Below are 15,232 nucleotides of genomic sequence, written 5' to 3' on the forward strand. Positions count from 1 at the left end.
GTCTGTGGCGCTGTTTGGTCTCAACAGTGATCGCTTCCCGCCGGTCTCCAGCGTGGCGACGCTGACCCGGCGGCGCCATCAAGACGGCACCCAAAGCGACTACGACGATGCCAGCCATACCTTCAACTGGGCCAACGGCCCAACCACCGTCAGTGGCTCCCGTGAACAGGTCGACATTAAAGTCGGCGCTGCCAGCCTGACCATGAATGCCCAGAGCATCACCCTGCAAATCGGCGGTACCAGCCTGTTGCTGGATGCCGGCGGCGCGCACTTCAGCGGCCCGGTGGTGGACCATCAAGGACGCGTCATCAGCCCCCGATAAGGACACCCCATGCTCGGAATCGATAGGAACACCGGGGCGGCCGTCGACGACTGGCTGCAATTTGTGCAGCGCGCCACCCGAGCGCTGACCACCCCCATCGGAACGCGGCAAAAGCGCCCGCTGTACGGCTCACTGATCCCGCAATTGCTCGGCCAGAACCTGGGCGATGACTTGCTGATCCTCGCCCAAAGCCACGCCGCCCAAGCGTTCTACAACATTCATAACGGCATTGGCGATTTTGACCCTCAGGTCATTGTCGCTACCCGCCAGGGCGCCGGCCTGCTGCTGCGGTTTGCCGGCACCTGGAAAAACCGCCAACAATCCTTCGAGGTCGTGACATGAGTATGCTGATCCCCGGCCAGAACCAACTGGCGGAACCGGCCATCATTAAGGTCGATGAGTTCGAGCCGTTGCTGGCCGAATTCAAAGCGTTTGTCATCGACTACGTCGCCACTCGCGCGCCGCAAAGCGCAGCCAAACTCCAGGTCAGCCTCGACAACGAAAGCGAACTGCTGACCCTGGCCCTGGAAGCGTTTTGCGTGCGCCTGCAAACCCATGAGCGCAAATACAACGCCCGCATCAAGCAGATGCTGGCGTGGTGGGCCACCGGTAGCAACCTGGATGCGCGCCTGGCCGATATGGGCCTGGAACGCCAAGTGCTCGACCCAGGCGACCCGGCCGCTTTCCCGCCGGTGCCGCCCACCTTGGAAAGCGACGACGACGCCCGCCTGCGCTACTACCTGGCACCCCACGCCCCAGCGGCGGGCTCGCGCATGCAGTATCGCCGCGAAGTGTTCACCTTGGGCGAGCGCCCAGCAGTGAAAGTACAAAGCGCGACGCCCGGTGTGGTCACGGTCACCTACACCTTCGACCCCGACGGCTACGCGGCCCAGGTCAAGGACGGCAACGCTCGCCGCACCGCACCGGGGGAAGTCATGGTCACCGTGCTTTCCAGGGAGGGCGACGGCACGCCATCTGTCGACTTGCTTGACGGTGTACGTCGACATTTCGCACGGCCGGATGTACGGCCAGAAACCGATCTTGTCAGCGTCCAAGGCGCGCAGATTCAACCCTATAAAATTCGTGTGGTGGCCAAGATCAACGCCGGCCCGGACTCGGGGCTGACCCAAGTGGCCGCGCAGAAACTGCTGCAAGACTACGCCGAGTCCTGCCACCGTCTGGAAGGGCGGGTGGACCCCAGCTGGATCGACTACGCCATCCACAGTGCCGGGGCCGCGCAACTGCACATCCTCGAACCGCTGGCGCCGATTGTCAGCACGGCGTTCCAGGCCCCGTATTGCACGGGCGTCGAGGTGGAGGTGCGCACACTATGAGTGAACCCAAAGCGAGTTTGCTGCCCGCCAACAGCTCACCGCTGGAAAAGGCGTTGGACCTGGGCTTCGGCACATTGCTTGAGCGTGTCGCCCCGCCGTTTCCGGCGCTGATGAACCCGCTGTATACCCCTAGCGAGTTCCTGCCTTACCTGGCCGCCGACCGTGGCGTCAGCGAATGGGATGCCGAGGCCAGCGAAGCGGAAAAACGCCTGACCGTGGCCTTGTCCTGGCAGATCCAACGCCAGGCCGGCACACCCAAGGCACTGAGCCATGCGGTGGAGTCATTGGGCTTCACGCCGAATATCAGCGCCTGGTACCAGCAACGTCCGCTGGGCGTGCCTTACACCTTCGACGTGCAGGCGATCATCGGGCGCAGTTGGTCCAGCGGCGACCACAACCGGCTGATCCGTCGCATCAACGCGGCGAAAAGTGAGCGCGATCAGGCGACGATTACCATCGTGCATGAAACCGAAGGCCAGCTCGCGCTCACGCAAGTGCTCGACGCGCCTTTAAGCGACGGCGAGTTCTACCTGAACGGCGCATTGCCGGACCTGGCGCTGGTGGCTCGCCTAAACAGTGCCGGGGTTGCCCAGCACTACACCATTAACGATTACGACCTCAGGGCGCAGCCATGACAGATGAAATCACGCGCCTGGTGCGCTTCACCTCCAAAGGTTTGGATGAAGTGCTGCAGGCAAAGAACCAGGGCCTCAAAGGCGAAATCACCCACATCGGCGCCGGCACCGGCCGCTACAACCCCGACGGCACGGAAGTGGCCTTGCGTGACGAGCGCCAACGGGTGGCCATCGTCGATTACGAAGACCTGGGCGAGCGCCAACTCAGGATGGCCGCGCTGTTTGATGGCGACGGCGAATATGAGATTGGCGAGTTCGGGTTTTACCTCGCCAGCGGCACCTTGCTGGCGGTGTATTCCGTGGCGGGGAAGTTGCTGACGTATAAAGCGGCGGCGGCGCGGGTGCTGCAGAAGTTTACGCTGGATGTTTCGCCGTTGCCGGCGGATAGCGTGATGATTGTGGTGGGGGAGCACAATCTTAATTTGCTGTTGACAGAAGAACTGGCAACTATTGCCGCTGCTAATGTAAATAATATGTGGCGGCATCTAGACGTGTTGTTTCGAGTAATGGCGCTGGAAATAACAGCTCAATGAGGGTTCAAGGATGATTCGCGAAGCTCCCTTCGTATTTAATAAATCAGAGGTCAAGTATGGGTATTGAGCAAAAAATTGGTGACCTGGTCACTGCCGCGGACAACCTCACAACTGCGGTTAACGGAAAAATTTCTCAAATAGACAACCGTATGGACGTTGCACGCGCGGAATTTGATGATTTTCGCAGCAAAAAGGATATGGTTGGCGTAGTCGGTGCGGCAGGCTCAGTACAGCTCAACGTCTTCCAAGGCGGTGTGTGGGGTACGGGCGGCCCTCAAAAGACAGGCGCGTCAGGTGGGTTCTCCGTCGTCGATCTAGGAACGTCAGCTGAAGTTTACATGCACTTCAAGTTGCCGGTTAATATCAATACTCACGATCAGATGTTCTGGTTCAATATTCGTGGGTATAGCTATGGTAGTGCGAGCATAGTAGATGAGACCGTAGTGGGTTATTGCTATTCGCCTCAGCGTGCGGTGTTGAATAAGTCTGTATTTGGGAATATGTCTCCGGGTATTTATACGGATGCCAGTGGTAATGTGATTATGCGGCTGAAGTTTCCAAGTATCTATGTGACTACGATCCGTATTGACACTATGCAAGTCGGTATTGGTGGCTTGTTTGCGGTTGGTAGCATTGAGTCGAAGCTGTCGCTTACTGATAAGGTGGAGTTTTAAGTGAACGAAAAAGTTGAGCTGGATTATCAATATAAACCTAACCCCGAGTCTATTGCTCTTGCTGAATGGGCCTCTATTCGCACTCGTCGTCAACAGCTATTGGCTTCCACAGAGGCAATGCAGTCCTTAGACAGCTCACTGACTGAGCTGCAACGTAGTGAGCTTGCGCTTTATCGACAGGCAGTGCGCGACGTTCCACAAGACTCGGGCGATCCCTACAAAGTCGAATGGCCAGAGTTGCCTGATTTCCTGAAATAACCCACCGCGAAAGCGGTTTTTTTTCGCCTCCCCAAAGCCCCTCCCCGCAGGGGCTTTTGCATTTCCCACTCGGAGATTTCCACCCATGCCCACCCGCCAAACCTACACCGTCCTCATCCCATTCCCCATCGGCAACGGCCATTGGTCCACCGCCGGCGAGGAACTGGAACTGCTCGACGTCGAAGCATCCGCCCTGCGCACCGCTGGCCGTCTGGAACTGACCAGCGTCCTCAACTCCACCCCCAAGAAGGCTGAATAACCATGGCAGAAGTCCTGAACTTCGAGCACAACGGCATCACTGTGAATGCCACTGAATCCCCCGAGGCCATGGGTGGCCTTGGCGATAACGTCATCGGCCTGGTCGGCACTGCGCCGAATGCCCATGCGTCGATCCCCAAAAACGCCCCGTTTCGCATCAACAGCTTCACCGCCCAGGCGCTCCTGGACCCTACCGGCACTGAGTCGGGCACCTTGTTCCAGGCGGTGTACCAGATCCTCAAAGTGGTCAAGGTGCCGGTCTATGTGGTCATCGTCGAAGAAGGCGCCACCCCGGCCGATACGATCAATAATGTGATCGGCGGCAACGACCCGGTCACCGGTCGCAAGCTGGGCCTGGCGGCCCTGAGCAGCGTGCCTGAAGACCTGACCATCATCGGCGCTCCAGGCTTTACCGGCACCAAGGCCGTGGCTGGTGAGTTCGCCTCCTTCGGCAAGCGCATCAAGGCCCGTGTGGTACTGGATGGCAAGGACGCGTCCGTTGCCGACCAAGTGACCTACAGCGGCGAACTGGGCGGGGCCGACCTCGGCTTCGACCGTTGCCTGCTGGTGCACAACATGCCGTCGGTGTACTCCAAAGCCGCGAAGAAGAACGTGTTCCTGTCGCCATCCTCGCTGGCCATCGCCGCATTGGCCAAGGTCAAGCAGTGGGAGAGTCCAGGTAACCAGGTGACGTTCGCCGAGGACGTTTCCCGCGTGGTCGAGTACAACATCCTCGACACCTCCACCGAAGGCGACCTGCTCAACCGCTATGGCGTGAGCTACTACGCCCGCACCATCCTCGGCGGCTTCTCGCTGTTGGGCAACCGCTCCATCACCGGCAAGTTCATCAGCTACGTCGGCCTGGAAGATGCCATCAGCCGCAAGCTGGTCAAGGCCGGCCAAAAAGCCATGGCCAAGAACCTCACCAAGTCCTTCATGGACCAGGAGGTCAAGCGCATCAACGACTGGCTGCAAACCCTGGTGGCCGACGAAACCATCCCCGGCGGCAGCGTGTACCTGCACCCGGAACTGAACAGCGTCGAGAAGTACAAGAACGGCACCTGGTTCATCGTCATCGACTACGGCCGCTACGCGCCGAACGAACACATGGTTTATCAACTCAACGCCCGCGATGAAATCATCGAGCAGTTCCTGGAGGACGTTCTCTAATGTTTACCAACCGAGTCAGACAGGCCATTGCGGCCACCCTTCAAGGCCTGCCGTTGTCCGCAACCGTGGAAGAGTTCACCCCGCCGAAGATCGAGTTCGACATGGAGGCCATGTCCGGCGGGCGCTTTATCGCCGAGGAAATGGCCAAGAGCGGCAAGGTGCTCAATGCCAAGCTGGTGCTGCAAGGTGCCGGCCCGCAAATCATGCTGGCCCTGGGCGTGCGCATGGGCGACGACATTTTGCTGAACGTGCGTGAAGCCGGCCAGGATCAAGACGGCAAGACCTATTTCACCTACCACACCGTGGGCGGCAAGCTCAAATCCCTGGAGGAGGCGAAGCTGAAAATGGGCGACAAGGCCACCACCACGCTGGAGCTGTCCTGCCGTACCTACAACCGTCTGGAAAATGGCATTTCGGTGATCGATATCGATGTGCGCACCCAGAAGTTCGTGCTCAACGGCGTCGACATCCTTGGCGATGCCCGCCGCGCCGTGCTGATGCCTTAAGGGCCGGCGCAATCTGAAGCGAGCACGGTCAAGGTGGGAGCTGGCTTGCCTGCGATGCAGGCGACTCGGTATCTCTGGAGCATCGAGTGGATGCCATCGCAGGCAAGCCAGCTCCCGCAGGGGCCGTGCTCAGGTTTAGATTTTTTGCACTTTTCAACACCGCTCAACAAGGAATTCCCCATGGCCTGGATGCCACCGTTGCACATCCTGCTGTCCCCGATCACCGCCGACACCGGTGCAATGATCGAGCAGGTTCAACTCAAACCGTTGTTCTATGCCGCGCAAAAAGACGCGCTGGCCCGGGCCGGTGATGACGAGGACGACCAGTTCTTCGAACTGGCGAAACTCGCCACCGGCCTGTCGGAAAAAGAGCTCGACCAACTCAAGCGCCCGGACTACGTGAGCATTGCGCAGTACGTACACGAAATGTCGACACGCCCGGCCTCGTTCTTCCTGAAAGAACAGGACGTGACGACCCACGACCAGCCTGTCCACCTGCTATTACCCCTGGAAGCCGCCGGCCGAAACCTGTCGGAACTGCCCCTGGAAATGCCCGCCCTGCGCGCTACCAAGGTGATGAAAAAACTCGCCACTAACAAAGAGCGCGCCGAGTTCATCACCGCCCATTGCACGGGCCTGATGATTCCCGATCTTGCCGGCCTGACCGTGCCCGACTGGACCGAGCTGCAGGAGCGCATCGACGATTTTTTAAACAAACCGGCGGACTTCTTTCGGAGCGCGACATCGAAGTGATTCTCGATGTAGTGCCGCTGGTTTACTCGGTGAACGAAGCGGAAATCCTCGATTGGGAAGCCGGCAAAGCATTGCGCCGCTACGACATCGCAATCAGTCGTCTTGGCGTCAAACAGGAGTAGAGCGCAATGGCAGATAGTAATCATGGAGCAGGGTCAGCCATTGCCAAGGACGGCGTGATGACTCAGGGCGCCCTTCAGATGACAGGAATGCAGGCCAGTCTCAAACCTATCACCCAAGCGCTGCCGAGCCCGCTTGAGGTGGCCCCGGGGAGTGCGGCGAGTTTGGCCCTGGCATTGGCCGATGCCAGCTTGCAGATCAAGCATCTGGCGGACGGGCAGGTACGGTTGGTCGATACGCTGGAGCTGTTCAACGTCTCGTTGCTCAAGGTGATGGACGCCCGGCAAGCTCAAACTGCCGGGAACGCAGAGGGTACGAAGACCGTCGCGGCTACAGACAAGCGCACACCCTCGCAGGCGCTGGACGCCGCGATGACCGATATTGATCAACTGTTGATGTTTGCCCGGCATGAGCGCAAGGCATTGCGTGAAGCCAACCTTGCCATGGCGTCCGAGCCGGTGGTGGCTGCCAGTGGTGCCAGTGCCGTCGACCTCGCGAAGGTCGAGTATGCCGCCGCCCGTTCCGGTATCGGCAGTGATCGTAAGGACGCTTCGGGCAATATCGACCCCGTTGGGCGCCGGGCAGACCTGCAGCAGTTCGCTCGCGACGCTGCGATCATGGCGACGGCGTTCAAGATCGACGTCAAAAATGCCGGCGAAATCATGGGCGGCTGGCGCGAGTCAATGCACCTTGATCGCGCACAAGCCTTGGACCTTGCCGACGCAACAAACGTGCTGGGCACCCAGGTATCGCTCAAGGCCGAATCGGCGGATATCGGCGCTGTTGTGCAACTCCAGGGCGCTGCCGCGAAGGCTGCGGGCATGAGTCCCGAACAGGCTGCAGCGCTTTCGGCGGCGTTGTTGAGCGCAGGTAACAGCAAGGCTGTTGCTGGTGCCGGGCTGGAAAAAATCAGCACCGTCCTGGCTAAAGGCGACAACGCCTCTGCAGGGCAACGCAGTGCCTGGGCAGAGCTCAAGCTTGATCCAAAAGTACTCGCGGCGGGCATGAAACAGGACGGCCCACAGGCCGTGCTTACGGTGCTGGAGGCGCTCAAGTCGCAACCTGCCGAAAGGCAGGCGGTGCTGGCGACGCAGTTGTTCGACGGCAACCAGACGATTCTGAGCCTGGTACCGGTGATCGACAGCGTGAAACAGGCCTTTTCGCTGGTCGCAGAAAAATCCACCTACGCCACTTCGACGCTGGGCGACCAAGGTTCGGTGCTGCGTTCGGCCGCGGTTCGTGCGGACTCTACTTACGCGCGTCGGCAAGCCTACGAGGCCAGTACCACACGCTTGAGCACCGCCTCTGATACAGCGCTTGCCCCCGTTGTAGATGCCTCGCTGACCGCAATGAACGGCCTGGTCAGTGGCGTGGCTTGGCTCGCGGAAGGCCTGCCCAAGGCTGCCGCTGCCGTCGCCCTGGCGGGGGCGGTGCTGATCCCGGTGGTTTCTGGTGTTTTCGGTGCCGTGAAGGACAAGATTTTCGAAAAGGTCGCAGGGAAAGTGCTCGGAGAGGGGCCGGCAGCAGGGAATAAAACCACACCGCCGGACAGCCAGCGCAAAGCCCCGAGCAATGACGAGCACAGCGGTAATCGCCCGCCTGCTTCCGGCCCTGGCATCTCTGGCAAAGCGGCGAAGGTGAGCAAGCTGGCCAAAGGGGTCCCCCTGGGTTTGGTGGTGGCCCAGGCCGGTGTCGAGATGACGCAAGGCGCGATGACCGGAAACCTGGGTCAAGCGGTTGGCACTAGCGTGGGCTCTATCGGCGGCGGTGTTGCCGGCGGTGTCGTCGGTGATGTGGCTGGGATGGCGATAGGCCGAGCGGTCGGCACGCTGGCGGGAGCTGTTATCGGTTCGGTCGTTCCGGGTGCCGGCACAGTGTTGGGCGGTGTGATGGGCGGCGTCGCCGGGGGCGCAATCGGTAAGGTAGTCGGTGGTGCCGTGGGCACTTTCGTGGGCAGTGACGTCGGTGCGTGGCTGGCTGAAAAAGTGATGGGGGCGGGCGATCGCCTGCCATCCCCCACAGAGGTCAGCAAAAACCTCAACGCCCCTCAAGCCGACAACCGCCAAATCAACTTCGCCCCGCAAATCACCATCACCGCGCCTGAGCAAGCCAGCCATCAACAACTGGCGGCGCTCGTGGTGCAACAGATCGAAGCGCAATTTACCCCGCTGTCGATGGACAACCTGCTGGCGACCCGACGCGGCGCAGCACTCACCGATGGAGCTGTGTGATGCGACAACAGATGGTCTTGGGTACTTTTATTTTCGGGCTGTCCCGTGGGTTCGCCTACGACACGCTTGATCGTGGTAGCAGCGGGGGCTGGGTCAGTCTCGACATCATTGCCGGCAAACCTAAATCCAGCCAGGTCGGCCAGGGGCTCGAAACGCTGGCATTGGGCGGCAAGGCTGCGCGTGCCAATGGCATGGCGCGCCTGGATGAGTTGCGCACCCTGCAGGCCCTGCGTGCGCCGTTGCCTTTGGTGGACGGGTTAGGGCGTAACTGGGGGCTATGGACCATCCAGTCGATCAGTGAAAAACAAGCCAGCGTGATCGACGACGGGACGGCCATGGTGATCAATTGGACATTGTTACTGGAGGAGTTCGTCAATGCGTAGGGTTCGAAGTATTGCCGGCGACTCGGTGAACCTGTTGCTCTACCGTGAACTGGGGCGCAGTGATGATGCCGCAGAAGAAGCGTTGTGGCGCTTGAACCCGGAGTTGGCCGAACAGGGCGCGGTACTGCCGGCGGGCGTCAGCGTGCTGGTGCCCGAATTGGACGCGCAACCAGTTGCGAGCCGGCCGGTTTCCGCCTGGGATTAAGGAGCCATCATGGCACTCGGATTTACACCTGTAGTGGAGCTATACGGAGCCAATGCCGCGTTATTCAACGAGCGGCTCTTGGAGTGGGAGCATACCGACGCAGCGGGGTTTGTATCTGATCAACTGAAGCTGACTCTCGATATCGAGGGGCTTGAAGGGCTGCCCGATCTGGGCGGCAAAATTGGCCTGCGTATTGGGTACCTGGAATCGGGCCTGGTGGATAAGGGCGTGTTCAAGATCACCCAGCGCACGCCCTCGATGTTCCCATTGCGACTGGTGCTGGTGGCCACGGCGGCACCGTTCGACGAGCACGAATTCAAACAGCGCCGCACCGCCAGCCATGGGCCGATAACCCTGGGTGCGCTGTTTCGCCAACTGACCACCCGATACGGTTTTTCACCGCGTGTGGCGCCCGAACTCGACGGTGAGCCGATCGCGCACATCGATCAGACCAATGAAAGCGACATGGCCTTTCTGACGCGCCTGGCCAAGCGCTTCGATGCGGTGGCCAAGCCTGTCGATGAGCTGTATGTACTGGGGCGCAAAGGCCAGATCAAGACGCTGTCGGGCAAGGCATTGCCGGATGTACGGTTGTCGATCACCCACGACAATCGTCCAGGTGACCGCGCGTTCATTAGCGCCAGTTTCACCGAAACCAGCCGTGCCAAATACAACGGTGCGCAAACGTCATGGTGGGACGCGGCAGCCGGAAAACAGCGTGTCGTCAAGGTGGGCATCGCACCCTTCAAAGTGGTGACACAGCGCTACCAGAGCGAGGACGAAGCACGCTCGGCGGCGCAGGGAGAGATGCGGCGGGTGGGGCGCGAAGGGTTGCAGATCGATGTGGTCTGCCCTGGTAATCCTTCGTTGGCTGCTGAAGGCCTGTTGCTGCTGGATGAGTCGTGGCCGGGGTTTATGCAAGGGCGCTGGTCGATTAAAACGGTGAAATCCAAGGGCGAGCGAAAAGGTGGCTATCGGAGTACGGTCCAGGCCAGCGGTTTGTCGGTGTAGATCCTTCCTTAGAGTAAAACCCATGGTAATCACACATGCTCAGCTTCTGGGTGTCATGCCTGGAGCCCGCCTTCGCGCGGGCATTTTTTTAACCTTTCTAAATGCGGCCTTTGCGGGGCATCAGATCAATACGGCCCGTCGCGTCGCCGCCTTCCTCGCCCAAATCGGCCACGAGTCTGCCCAGTTGCAGTACGTGCGCGAATTGGGCAGTGATCAATACTTGAGCAAATATGACACCGGCGTCTTGGGCGCGCGCCTGGGCAACACCCCGGAAGCGGACGGAGATGGACAAAAGTATCGCGGCAGAGGGTTGATCCAGATAACCGGCCGCCGTAATTACCTTGCGTGCAGCCAAGCACTGTTCGGCGATGATCGCCTGCTGCTCCAGCCGCAACTGCTGGAACAACCGCAATGGGCCTGCGAGTCCGCCGCCTGGTTCTGGCAAAGCAACGGCCTTAACGAACTTGCCGACAACGATCAGTTCACCACCATCACCCGTCGGATCAACGGCGGCCTCAATGGCCTGGACGACCGTTTGCAGTTGTGGGCGCGGGCGAAGGCGGTGCTCTGCGTTTCTTAGGTGCGTTTCGCCTGATCGGTGCGCGCCTGCTCATGGCGCATGTGTGGCAGGTGCAGGCCGTCGCGCATTAGCCTCTTGATGCACTCTGTACCTTGCATGGCCGATAGGCTCCTGTAGGGTAGGCGAACCCCCGCCCACTCCTGGAGACGACTGTGAAGGAAATCACTCAACTGGCTGCCGAACTGGGTCGCCGTTTGCAGGTGCTCAGTGCTCACGTGACCACTGCCGAGTCCTGTACCGGCGGCGGCATTGCCGAAGCCATCACGCGAATTCCGGGCAGCTCGGCCTGGTTCGAGGCGGGCTATGTCACCTATTCCAACCGGCAGAAGACCCGACAGTTGAATGTGCCGGAAAAACTGATCGTCAAGGTCGGGGCTGTCAGCCAGGAAGTGGTGGAGGCGATGGCCCGCGGTGCGCAGGAAAAAAGCCTGGCGCGATTTGCCGTGGCGGTCAGCGGTGTGGCCGGCCCCGATGGCGGTTCGCCGGACAAGCCGGTGGGCACCGTTTGGCTGGCCTTTGCCGTGGGCGACGAGGTGACCGCCGAGCTTGCGCACTTCCCCGGCAACCGCGACGAGGTCCGCCGACAAACGGTAAAAGCCGCGCTGGAGGGCTTGTTGCGACGAGCTGCAGCAGAAATAGACAATCAGGGGTAGGCGATCACCGATCTTTGTGGAACAATACTGTCTACTTATACAGGTGTTGGCCGTCAGGCCTTATTGATTACGTGAGGACTTTAATGGACGACAACAAGAAGAAAGCCTTGGCTGCGGCCCTGGGTCAGATCGAACGTCAATTCGGCAAGGGTGCCGTAATGCGTATGGGCGATCACGACCGTCAGGCGATCCCGGCTATTTCCACTGGCTCTCTGGGTCTGGACATCGCGCTCGGCATTGGTGGCCTGCCAAAAGGCCGTATCGTTGAAATCTACGGTCCTGAATCTTCCGGTAAAACCACCCTGACCCTGTCGGTGATTGCCCAGGCGCAAAAGATGGGCGCTACCTGCGCGTTCGTCGACGCCGAGCACGCCCTGGATCCTGAATACGCCGGCAAGCTGGGCGTCAACGTCGATGACCTGCTGGTTTCCCAGCCGGACACCGGCGAGCAAGCCCTGGAAATCACCGACATGCTGGTGCGCTCCAACGCCATCGACGTGATCGTGGTCGACTCCGTGGCGGCCCTGGTGCCCAAGGCTGAAATCGAAGGCGAAATGGGCGACATGCACGTGGGCCTGCAAGCCCGCCTGATGTCCCAGGCGCTGCGTAAAATTACCGGTAACATCAAGAACGCCAACTGCCTGGTGATCTTCATCAACCAGATCCGTATGAAGATCGGCGTGATGTTCGGCAGCCCGGAAACCACCACCGGTGGTAACGCGCTGAAGTTCTACGCTTCGGTCCGTCTGGATATCCGTCGTACTGGCGCGGTGAAGGAAGGTGACGAGGTTGTCGGTAGCGAAACCCGCGTCAAGGTCGTGAAGAACAAAGTGGCCCCGCCATTCCGTCAGGCTGAGTTCCAGATTCTCTACGGCAAGGGTATCTACCTGAACGGCGAGATGATCGACCTGGGCGTACTGCACGGTTTTGTCGAGAAGTCCGGTGCCTGGTATGCCTACAACGGCAGCAAGATCGGTCAGGGCAAGGCCAACTCGGCCAAGTTCCTGGCAGACAATCCGGATATCGCTGCCACGCTTGAGAAGCAGATCCGCGACAAGCTGCTGACCGCAGCGCCGGACGTGAAAGCGGCTGCCAACCGCGAGCCGGTAGATGAAATGGAAGAAGCCGATACTGACGTCTGAAGCAAACGATGACTGTTGTACTGGATACACTCGTCGCCGTTCGGCGCACTGCGATGGACCTGCTCGCTCGCCGCGAGCATGGTCGAGTCGAGCTGACACGTAAGTTGCGTCAGCGCGGCGCAGAGCCAGAGATGATCGAAACAGCCCTCGACCGGTTAACGGAAGAAGGGCTGTTGTCGGAAGCCCGTTACCTTGAAAGCTTTGTGTCTTACCGCGCACGTTCCGGTTACGGCCCTGCGCGGATTCGCGAGGAGTTAAGCCAACGTGGACTGCAACGTGCCGATATTGACCTTGCGCTACGTGAGTGCGGTATCAATTGGCAGTCGCAGTTGGAAGACACCTGGCGTCGCAAATTTGCGGGGCATCTTCCGATTGATGTCAAAGAACGTGCGAAGCAAGGTCGCTTCTTGAGTTATCGCGGGTTTTCGATGGACATGATCAACCGCTTGTTGAGCGGCCGGGATATGGACGACTGAACGCCAAAAAACAAAAGGCCCACTATGAAAATAGTGGGCCTTTTTTTTGCCTGCAAAAAATCACGCTGTCTCTGGCGTCATCCGTTGCTGGGCCTTGCCCTGAGCCTCTGCCCAGTTCTCCGGCAGGTTGATGTAATCCACCAACTCCCGCAATCGCCCCTGATCGCGACCGTTGAAATTGAACACCAGGCGCGTCAAATGGCTGAATCTCGGCTCGTCATGGTCTTCGCCCGTATAGGCGAGTTGCTGGAATTCGCCACTGAGCCGCAGGCTGGCAAACGCTTGCTGCATATGGGCGAGGGCGCGCTCACTCAGGGGATGATTCATGCGCACCACAAACTCACGCTTAAGCCAGCGGGTGGAGTGGAAGTTGGCGTAGAACTGGTTGATTTCGTCTACGGCCTCTTCGGCGCTGTAGACCAGGCGGACCAGTTTGAGGTCGGTGGGCAGGATATAGCGATTGGCTTCCAACTGACTGCGGATGAAATCCAGGGCGCCTTGCCAGAACCCACCGCCCGGCGCATCCAGTAGCACTACCGGCACCAGTGGGCTCTTGCCGGTCTGGATCAGGGTCAGCACTTCCAATGCCTCGTCGAGGGTGCCGAAACCGCCAGGGCACAACACCAGCGCGTCGGCTTCCTTGACGAAGAACAGCTTGCGGGTAAAGAAGAAGTGGAATGACAGCAGGTTGTCGGTGCCATCAATGGTTGGGTTGGCATGCTGTTCAAAGGGCAGGGTGATATTGAACCCTAGGCTGTGCTCCAGGCCCGCACCTTCGTGGGCCGCGGCCATGATGCCGCCACCGCCACCGGTGATGACCATCAGGTCGGACCGTGCCAACGCCGCACCTACCTCTCGGGCTAGCGCATACAGCGGGCTTTCCACTGGCGTACGCGCCGAGCCAAATACCGTGACTTTGCGCCGGCCCTTGAATTGTTCGAGCACCCGAAAGGCATGGTCCAGTTCGCGGATAGCCCGCAGGGTGATCTTGGCGTTCCAGCGATCACGGTCGTCCTGGGCCATGCGCAGGACGGTGAGGATCATGTCTCGATAAAGGGAGATATTCGGGCTGTTGGGGGCGATCAACTGAATTTGTGCGTCGACCTGCTGGGTGAGGTCGGTCCCGTTTTCTTCAAAATGACGAAGCAACAAATCATTCGATTCATAAGGCATTCAATTTCTCCTTCTCTACAGGGCCTGGGTAGTCGACGAGAACGTCGCCTGGGCCACGACACTGCTTGTGTCGCGGCATGCCGCAGGAGGGCAGGCCTTTTTTGCCCTGAAAATGTGACAGAACAGCGTTAAAAACTGTGGTGGGCGGGCATCTGGGATGAGCTGATCATGGGCCGAAAAACCCTTGGCTGGCAACCGCTTATTGATGGCTCATTAGGCAGTTTAGTCGTTGACAGCAAACGCAGCGGGGGCGTGCGCGCCGCTGGGGAGCGGCGCGGGAGGGGCAAGCAAAGGTTACTTTTTCTTCTTCGTCGGAGCCGGGCAATCGGCCTCTGCGAACTTGACCGAGGCCACCGGGCGATTGGTCTTGTTCTCGGTGATTTCATAGCGCATCACTGCGCCCTTGGCCATCAGCTCGCGGTAGCCCGGGTTGGTGCATACACTGCGGCCCAGCTGGAAATACACAGCCTTGGGGTTGGCGCGCATCTGTTCGGCACGGTCAGGCAACACGCTGAGGTGATCGATCAGTTGCATCCCTTCAACGGTGTAGGCGACTTCCAGGGTTTTTTCGTCGATTTCCCGGGGCAGGTCCTTGTTGCTTTCGGCCGCGACGCTTTGCAGCTTCTTGTTCATTTGAGCCTCCAGCAGCGAGGCCGCGTGGGCGCCCATAGGCAAGACCAGCGCAAGGGCGACGGATGGGGCAACAAGGCGCAGCATGGAACGCAGCATGAAACTCTCCTGATTCGGTTACTGGTGCATAGACCAGCCACTGGGCTGTGCGTTCAGTGGCGCGCAATTATAGGTGAGCCCTTGCC

21 protein-coding genes and 1 pseudogene are annotated in these 15,232 nt (G+C 59.8%); 20 read left to right on the top strand and 2 right to left on the bottom strand.

All coding sequences use genetic code 11. The annotated features are described in order from the left end of the window. From BMH52_RS20170 to recX, 20 genes and pseudogenes are all read left to right on the top strand, one after another. Window positions 1–322 (top strand): annotated as a pseudogene (locus BMH52_RS20170) (phage baseplate assembly protein V); the annotation flags it as partial. A 9-nt stretch (window positions 323–331) separates the two neighbouring features. Continuing rightward, window positions 332–664: a phage baseplate protein gene (locus tag BMH52_RS20175; RefSeq protein ID WP_014717160.1), complete on the top strand. Its 333-nt coding sequence runs from the start codon at window positions 332–334 to the stop codon at window positions 662–664. Continuing rightward, window positions 661–1,656 (top strand): baseplate J/gp47 family protein, encoded by a 996-nt coding sequence (locus tag BMH52_RS20180; RefSeq protein ID WP_014717161.1) that lies wholly within the window; start codon window positions 661–663, stop codon window positions 1,654–1,656. Before BMH52_RS20175 ends, BMH52_RS20180 begins: the two co-directional genes overlap by 4 nt. Further along, window positions 1,653–2,291 carry a phage tail protein I gene (locus BMH52_RS20185; protein WP_014717162.1) on the top strand — a complete coding sequence of 213 codons (639 nt, stop codon included), beginning with the start codon at window positions 1,653–1,655 and terminating at the stop codon, window positions 2,289–2,291. The genes BMH52_RS20180 and BMH52_RS20185 overlap by 4 nt, the downstream gene beginning before the upstream one ends. Next, on the top strand, window positions 2,288–2,824 hold the full coding sequence (locus tag BMH52_RS20190) for a phage tail protein (protein ID WP_073844848.1): 537 nt from the start codon (window positions 2,288–2,290) through the stop codon (window positions 2,822–2,824). The genes BMH52_RS20185 and BMH52_RS20190 overlap by 4 nt, the downstream gene beginning before the upstream one ends. A gap of 56 nt (window positions 2,825–2,880) precedes the next feature. Further along, on the top strand, window positions 2,881–3,498 hold the full coding sequence (locus BMH52_RS20195; RefSeq protein WP_073844850.1) for a hypothetical protein: 618 nt from the start codon (window positions 2,881–2,883) through the stop codon (window positions 3,496–3,498). Continuing rightward, window positions 3,499–3,756 carry a phage tail assembly chaperone gene (locus tag BMH52_RS20200; protein ID WP_083610651.1) on the top strand — a complete coding sequence of 86 codons (258 nt, stop codon included), beginning with the start codon at window positions 3,499–3,501 and terminating at the stop codon, window positions 3,754–3,756. It begins immediately after the preceding gene. A gap of 85 nt (window positions 3,757–3,841) precedes the next feature. Next, window positions 3,842–4,015, top strand: a complete 174-nt coding sequence (locus BMH52_RS29330) for a hypothetical protein (RefSeq protein WP_003189022.1) — start codon at window positions 3,842–3,844, stop codon at window positions 4,013–4,015. A gap of 2 nt (window positions 4,016–4,017) precedes the next feature. Next, window positions 4,018–5,184 carry a tail protein gene (locus BMH52_RS20205; protein ID WP_014717166.1) on the top strand — a complete coding sequence of 389 codons (1,167 nt, stop codon included), beginning with the start codon at window positions 4,018–4,020 and terminating at the stop codon, window positions 5,182–5,184. Beyond that, window positions 5,184–5,690: a phage major tail tube protein gene (locus BMH52_RS20210; RefSeq protein WP_014717167.1), complete on the top strand. Its 507-nt coding sequence runs from the start codon at window positions 5,184–5,186 to the stop codon at window positions 5,688–5,690. The genes BMH52_RS20205 and BMH52_RS20210 overlap by 1 nt, the downstream gene beginning before the upstream one ends. Window positions 5,691–5,870: 180 nt before the next feature. After that, entirely contained in the window at window positions 5,871–6,443 is a 573-nt protein-coding gene (locus BMH52_RS20215) for a phage tail assembly protein (RefSeq protein ID WP_014717168.1), read from the top strand. Beyond that, entirely contained in the window at window positions 6,440–6,565 is a 126-nt protein-coding gene (locus BMH52_RS29670; RefSeq protein ID WP_014717169.1) for a hypothetical protein, read from the top strand. Before BMH52_RS20215 ends, BMH52_RS29670 begins: the two co-directional genes overlap by 4 nt. 6 nt (window positions 6,566–6,571) lie before the next feature. Beyond that, entirely contained in the window at window positions 6,572–8,794 is a 2,223-nt protein-coding gene (locus tag BMH52_RS20220; protein ID WP_073844852.1) for a phage tail tape measure protein, read from the top strand. Further along, complete coding sequence (locus BMH52_RS20225; protein WP_014717171.1) at window positions 8,794–9,177, top strand: phage tail protein; 384 nt, start codon at window positions 8,794–8,796, stop codon at window positions 9,175–9,177. The genes BMH52_RS20220 and BMH52_RS20225 overlap by 1 nt, the downstream gene beginning before the upstream one ends. Next, window positions 9,170–9,382 (top strand): tail protein X, encoded by a 213-nt coding sequence (locus BMH52_RS20230; protein ID WP_014717172.1) that lies wholly within the window; start codon window positions 9,170–9,172, stop codon window positions 9,380–9,382. Before BMH52_RS20225 ends, BMH52_RS20230 begins: the two co-directional genes overlap by 8 nt. A gap of 9 nt (window positions 9,383–9,391) precedes the next feature. Further along, window positions 9,392–10,393, top strand: coding sequence for a contractile injection system protein, VgrG/Pvc8 family (locus BMH52_RS20235; protein ID WP_073844854.1), 1,002 nt, complete (start codon window positions 9,392–9,394; stop codon window positions 10,391–10,393). A gap of 22 nt (window positions 10,394–10,415) precedes the next feature. Further along, the gene (locus BMH52_RS20240; protein ID WP_014717174.1) at window positions 10,416–10,973 is read left to right on the top strand and encodes a glycoside hydrolase family 19 protein; all 558 of its coding nucleotides are present in this window, start codon (window positions 10,416–10,418) and stop codon (window positions 10,971–10,973) included. Between the two features lie 152 nt (window positions 10,974–11,125). Then, window positions 11,126–11,626, top strand: a complete 501-nt coding sequence (locus tag BMH52_RS20250) for a CinA family protein (RefSeq protein WP_073844856.1) — start codon at window positions 11,126–11,128, stop codon at window positions 11,624–11,626. An 83-nt stretch (window positions 11,627–11,709) separates the two neighbouring features. Then, entirely contained in the window at window positions 11,710–12,768 is a 1,059-nt protein-coding gene (gene recA / locus BMH52_RS20255; protein WP_014717176.1) for a recombinase RecA, read from the top strand. 8 nt (window positions 12,769–12,776) lie between these two features. Further along, the gene (gene recX, locus BMH52_RS20260) at window positions 12,777–13,244 is read left to right on the top strand and encodes a recombination regulator RecX (RefSeq protein WP_073844858.1); all 468 of its coding nucleotides are present in this window, start codon (window positions 12,777–12,779) and stop codon (window positions 13,242–13,244) included. A 60-nt stretch (window positions 13,245–13,304) separates the two neighbouring features. Here the strand turns inward: recX and BMH52_RS20265 are convergent, their stop codons facing one another. Together BMH52_RS20265 and BMH52_RS20270 are read right to left on the bottom strand one after the other, a co-directional pair. Further along, on the bottom strand, window positions 13,305–14,417 hold the full coding sequence (locus BMH52_RS20265; RefSeq protein WP_014717178.1) for a TIGR00730 family Rossman fold protein: 1,113 nt from the start codon (window positions 14,415–14,417) through the stop codon (window positions 13,305–13,307). A 294-nt stretch (window positions 14,418–14,711) separates the two neighbouring features. Next, window positions 14,712–15,146, bottom strand: a complete 435-nt coding sequence (locus BMH52_RS20270) for a PA3611 family quorum-sensing-regulated virulence factor (protein WP_014717179.1) — start codon at window positions 15,144–15,146, stop codon at window positions 14,712–14,714. Window positions 15,147–15,232: the final 86 nt, after the last annotated feature.

Origin of the sequence: Pseudomonas sp. BTN1, from assembly GCF_001907715.1 — a bacterium.
Lineage (GTDB): Bacteria > Pseudomonadota > Gammaproteobacteria > Pseudomonadales > Pseudomonadaceae > Aquipseudomonas > Aquipseudomonas paracarnis.

Excerpts from the sequence above, each read along its gene's own strand:
- BMH52_RS20215 (WP_014717168.1), top strand. The coding sequence starts at position 5,871 with ATGGCCTGGATGCCACCGTTGCACATCCTGCTGTCCCCGATCACCGCC.
- BMH52_RS20180 (WP_014717161.1), top strand. The coding sequence starts at position 661 with ATGAGTATGCTGATCCCCGGCCAGAACCAACTGGCGGAACCGGCCATC.
- BMH52_RS20185 (WP_014717162.1), top strand. The coding sequence starts at position 1,653 with ATGAGTGAACCCAAAGCGAGTTTGCTGCCCGCCAACAGCTCACCGCTG.
- BMH52_RS20220 (WP_073844852.1), top strand. The coding sequence starts at position 6,572 with ATGGCAGATAGTAATCATGGAGCAGGGTCAGCCATTGCCAAGGACGGC.
- recA (WP_014717176.1), top strand. The coding sequence starts at position 11,710 with ATGGACGACAACAAGAAGAAAGCCTTGGCTGCGGCCCTGGGTCAGATC.
- BMH52_RS20230 (WP_014717172.1), top strand. The coding sequence starts at position 9,170 with ATGCGTAGGGTTCGAAGTATTGCCGGCGACTCGGTGAACCTGTTGCTC.
- BMH52_RS20235 (WP_073844854.1), top strand. The coding sequence starts at position 9,392 with ATGGCACTCGGATTTACACCTGTAGTGGAGCTATACGGAGCCAATGCC.
- BMH52_RS20270 (WP_014717179.1), bottom strand. The coding sequence starts at position 15,146 with ATGCTGCGTTCCATGCTGCGCCTTGTTGCCCCATCCGTCGCCCTTGCG.
- BMH52_RS20190 (WP_073844848.1), top strand. The coding sequence starts at position 2,288 with ATGACAGATGAAATCACGCGCCTGGTGCGCTTCACCTCCAAAGGTTTG.
- BMH52_RS20175 (WP_014717160.1), top strand. The coding sequence starts at position 332 with ATGCTCGGAATCGATAGGAACACCGGGGCGGCCGTCGACGACTGGCTG.
- BMH52_RS20210 (WP_014717167.1), top strand. The coding sequence starts at position 5,184 with ATGTTTACCAACCGAGTCAGACAGGCCATTGCGGCCACCCTTCAAGGC.
- recX (WP_073844858.1), top strand. The coding sequence starts at position 12,777 with ATGACTGTTGTACTGGATACACTCGTCGCCGTTCGGCGCACTGCGATG.
- BMH52_RS20225 (WP_014717171.1), top strand. The coding sequence starts at position 8,794 with ATGCGACAACAGATGGTCTTGGGTACTTTTATTTTCGGGCTGTCCCGT.
- BMH52_RS20195 (WP_073844850.1), top strand. The coding sequence starts at position 2,881 with ATGGGTATTGAGCAAAAAATTGGTGACCTGGTCACTGCCGCGGACAAC.
- BMH52_RS29330 (WP_003189022.1), top strand. The coding sequence starts at position 3,842 with ATGCCCACCCGCCAAACCTACACCGTCCTCATCCCATTCCCCATCGGC.
- BMH52_RS20240 (WP_014717174.1), top strand. The coding sequence starts at position 10,416 with ATGGTAATCACACATGCTCAGCTTCTGGGTGTCATGCCTGGAGCCCGC.
- BMH52_RS20265 (WP_014717178.1), bottom strand. The coding sequence starts at position 14,417 with ATGCCTTATGAATCGAATGATTTGTTGCTTCGTCATTTTGAAGAAAAC.
- BMH52_RS20205 (WP_014717166.1), top strand. The coding sequence starts at position 4,018 with ATGGCAGAAGTCCTGAACTTCGAGCACAACGGCATCACTGTGAATGCC.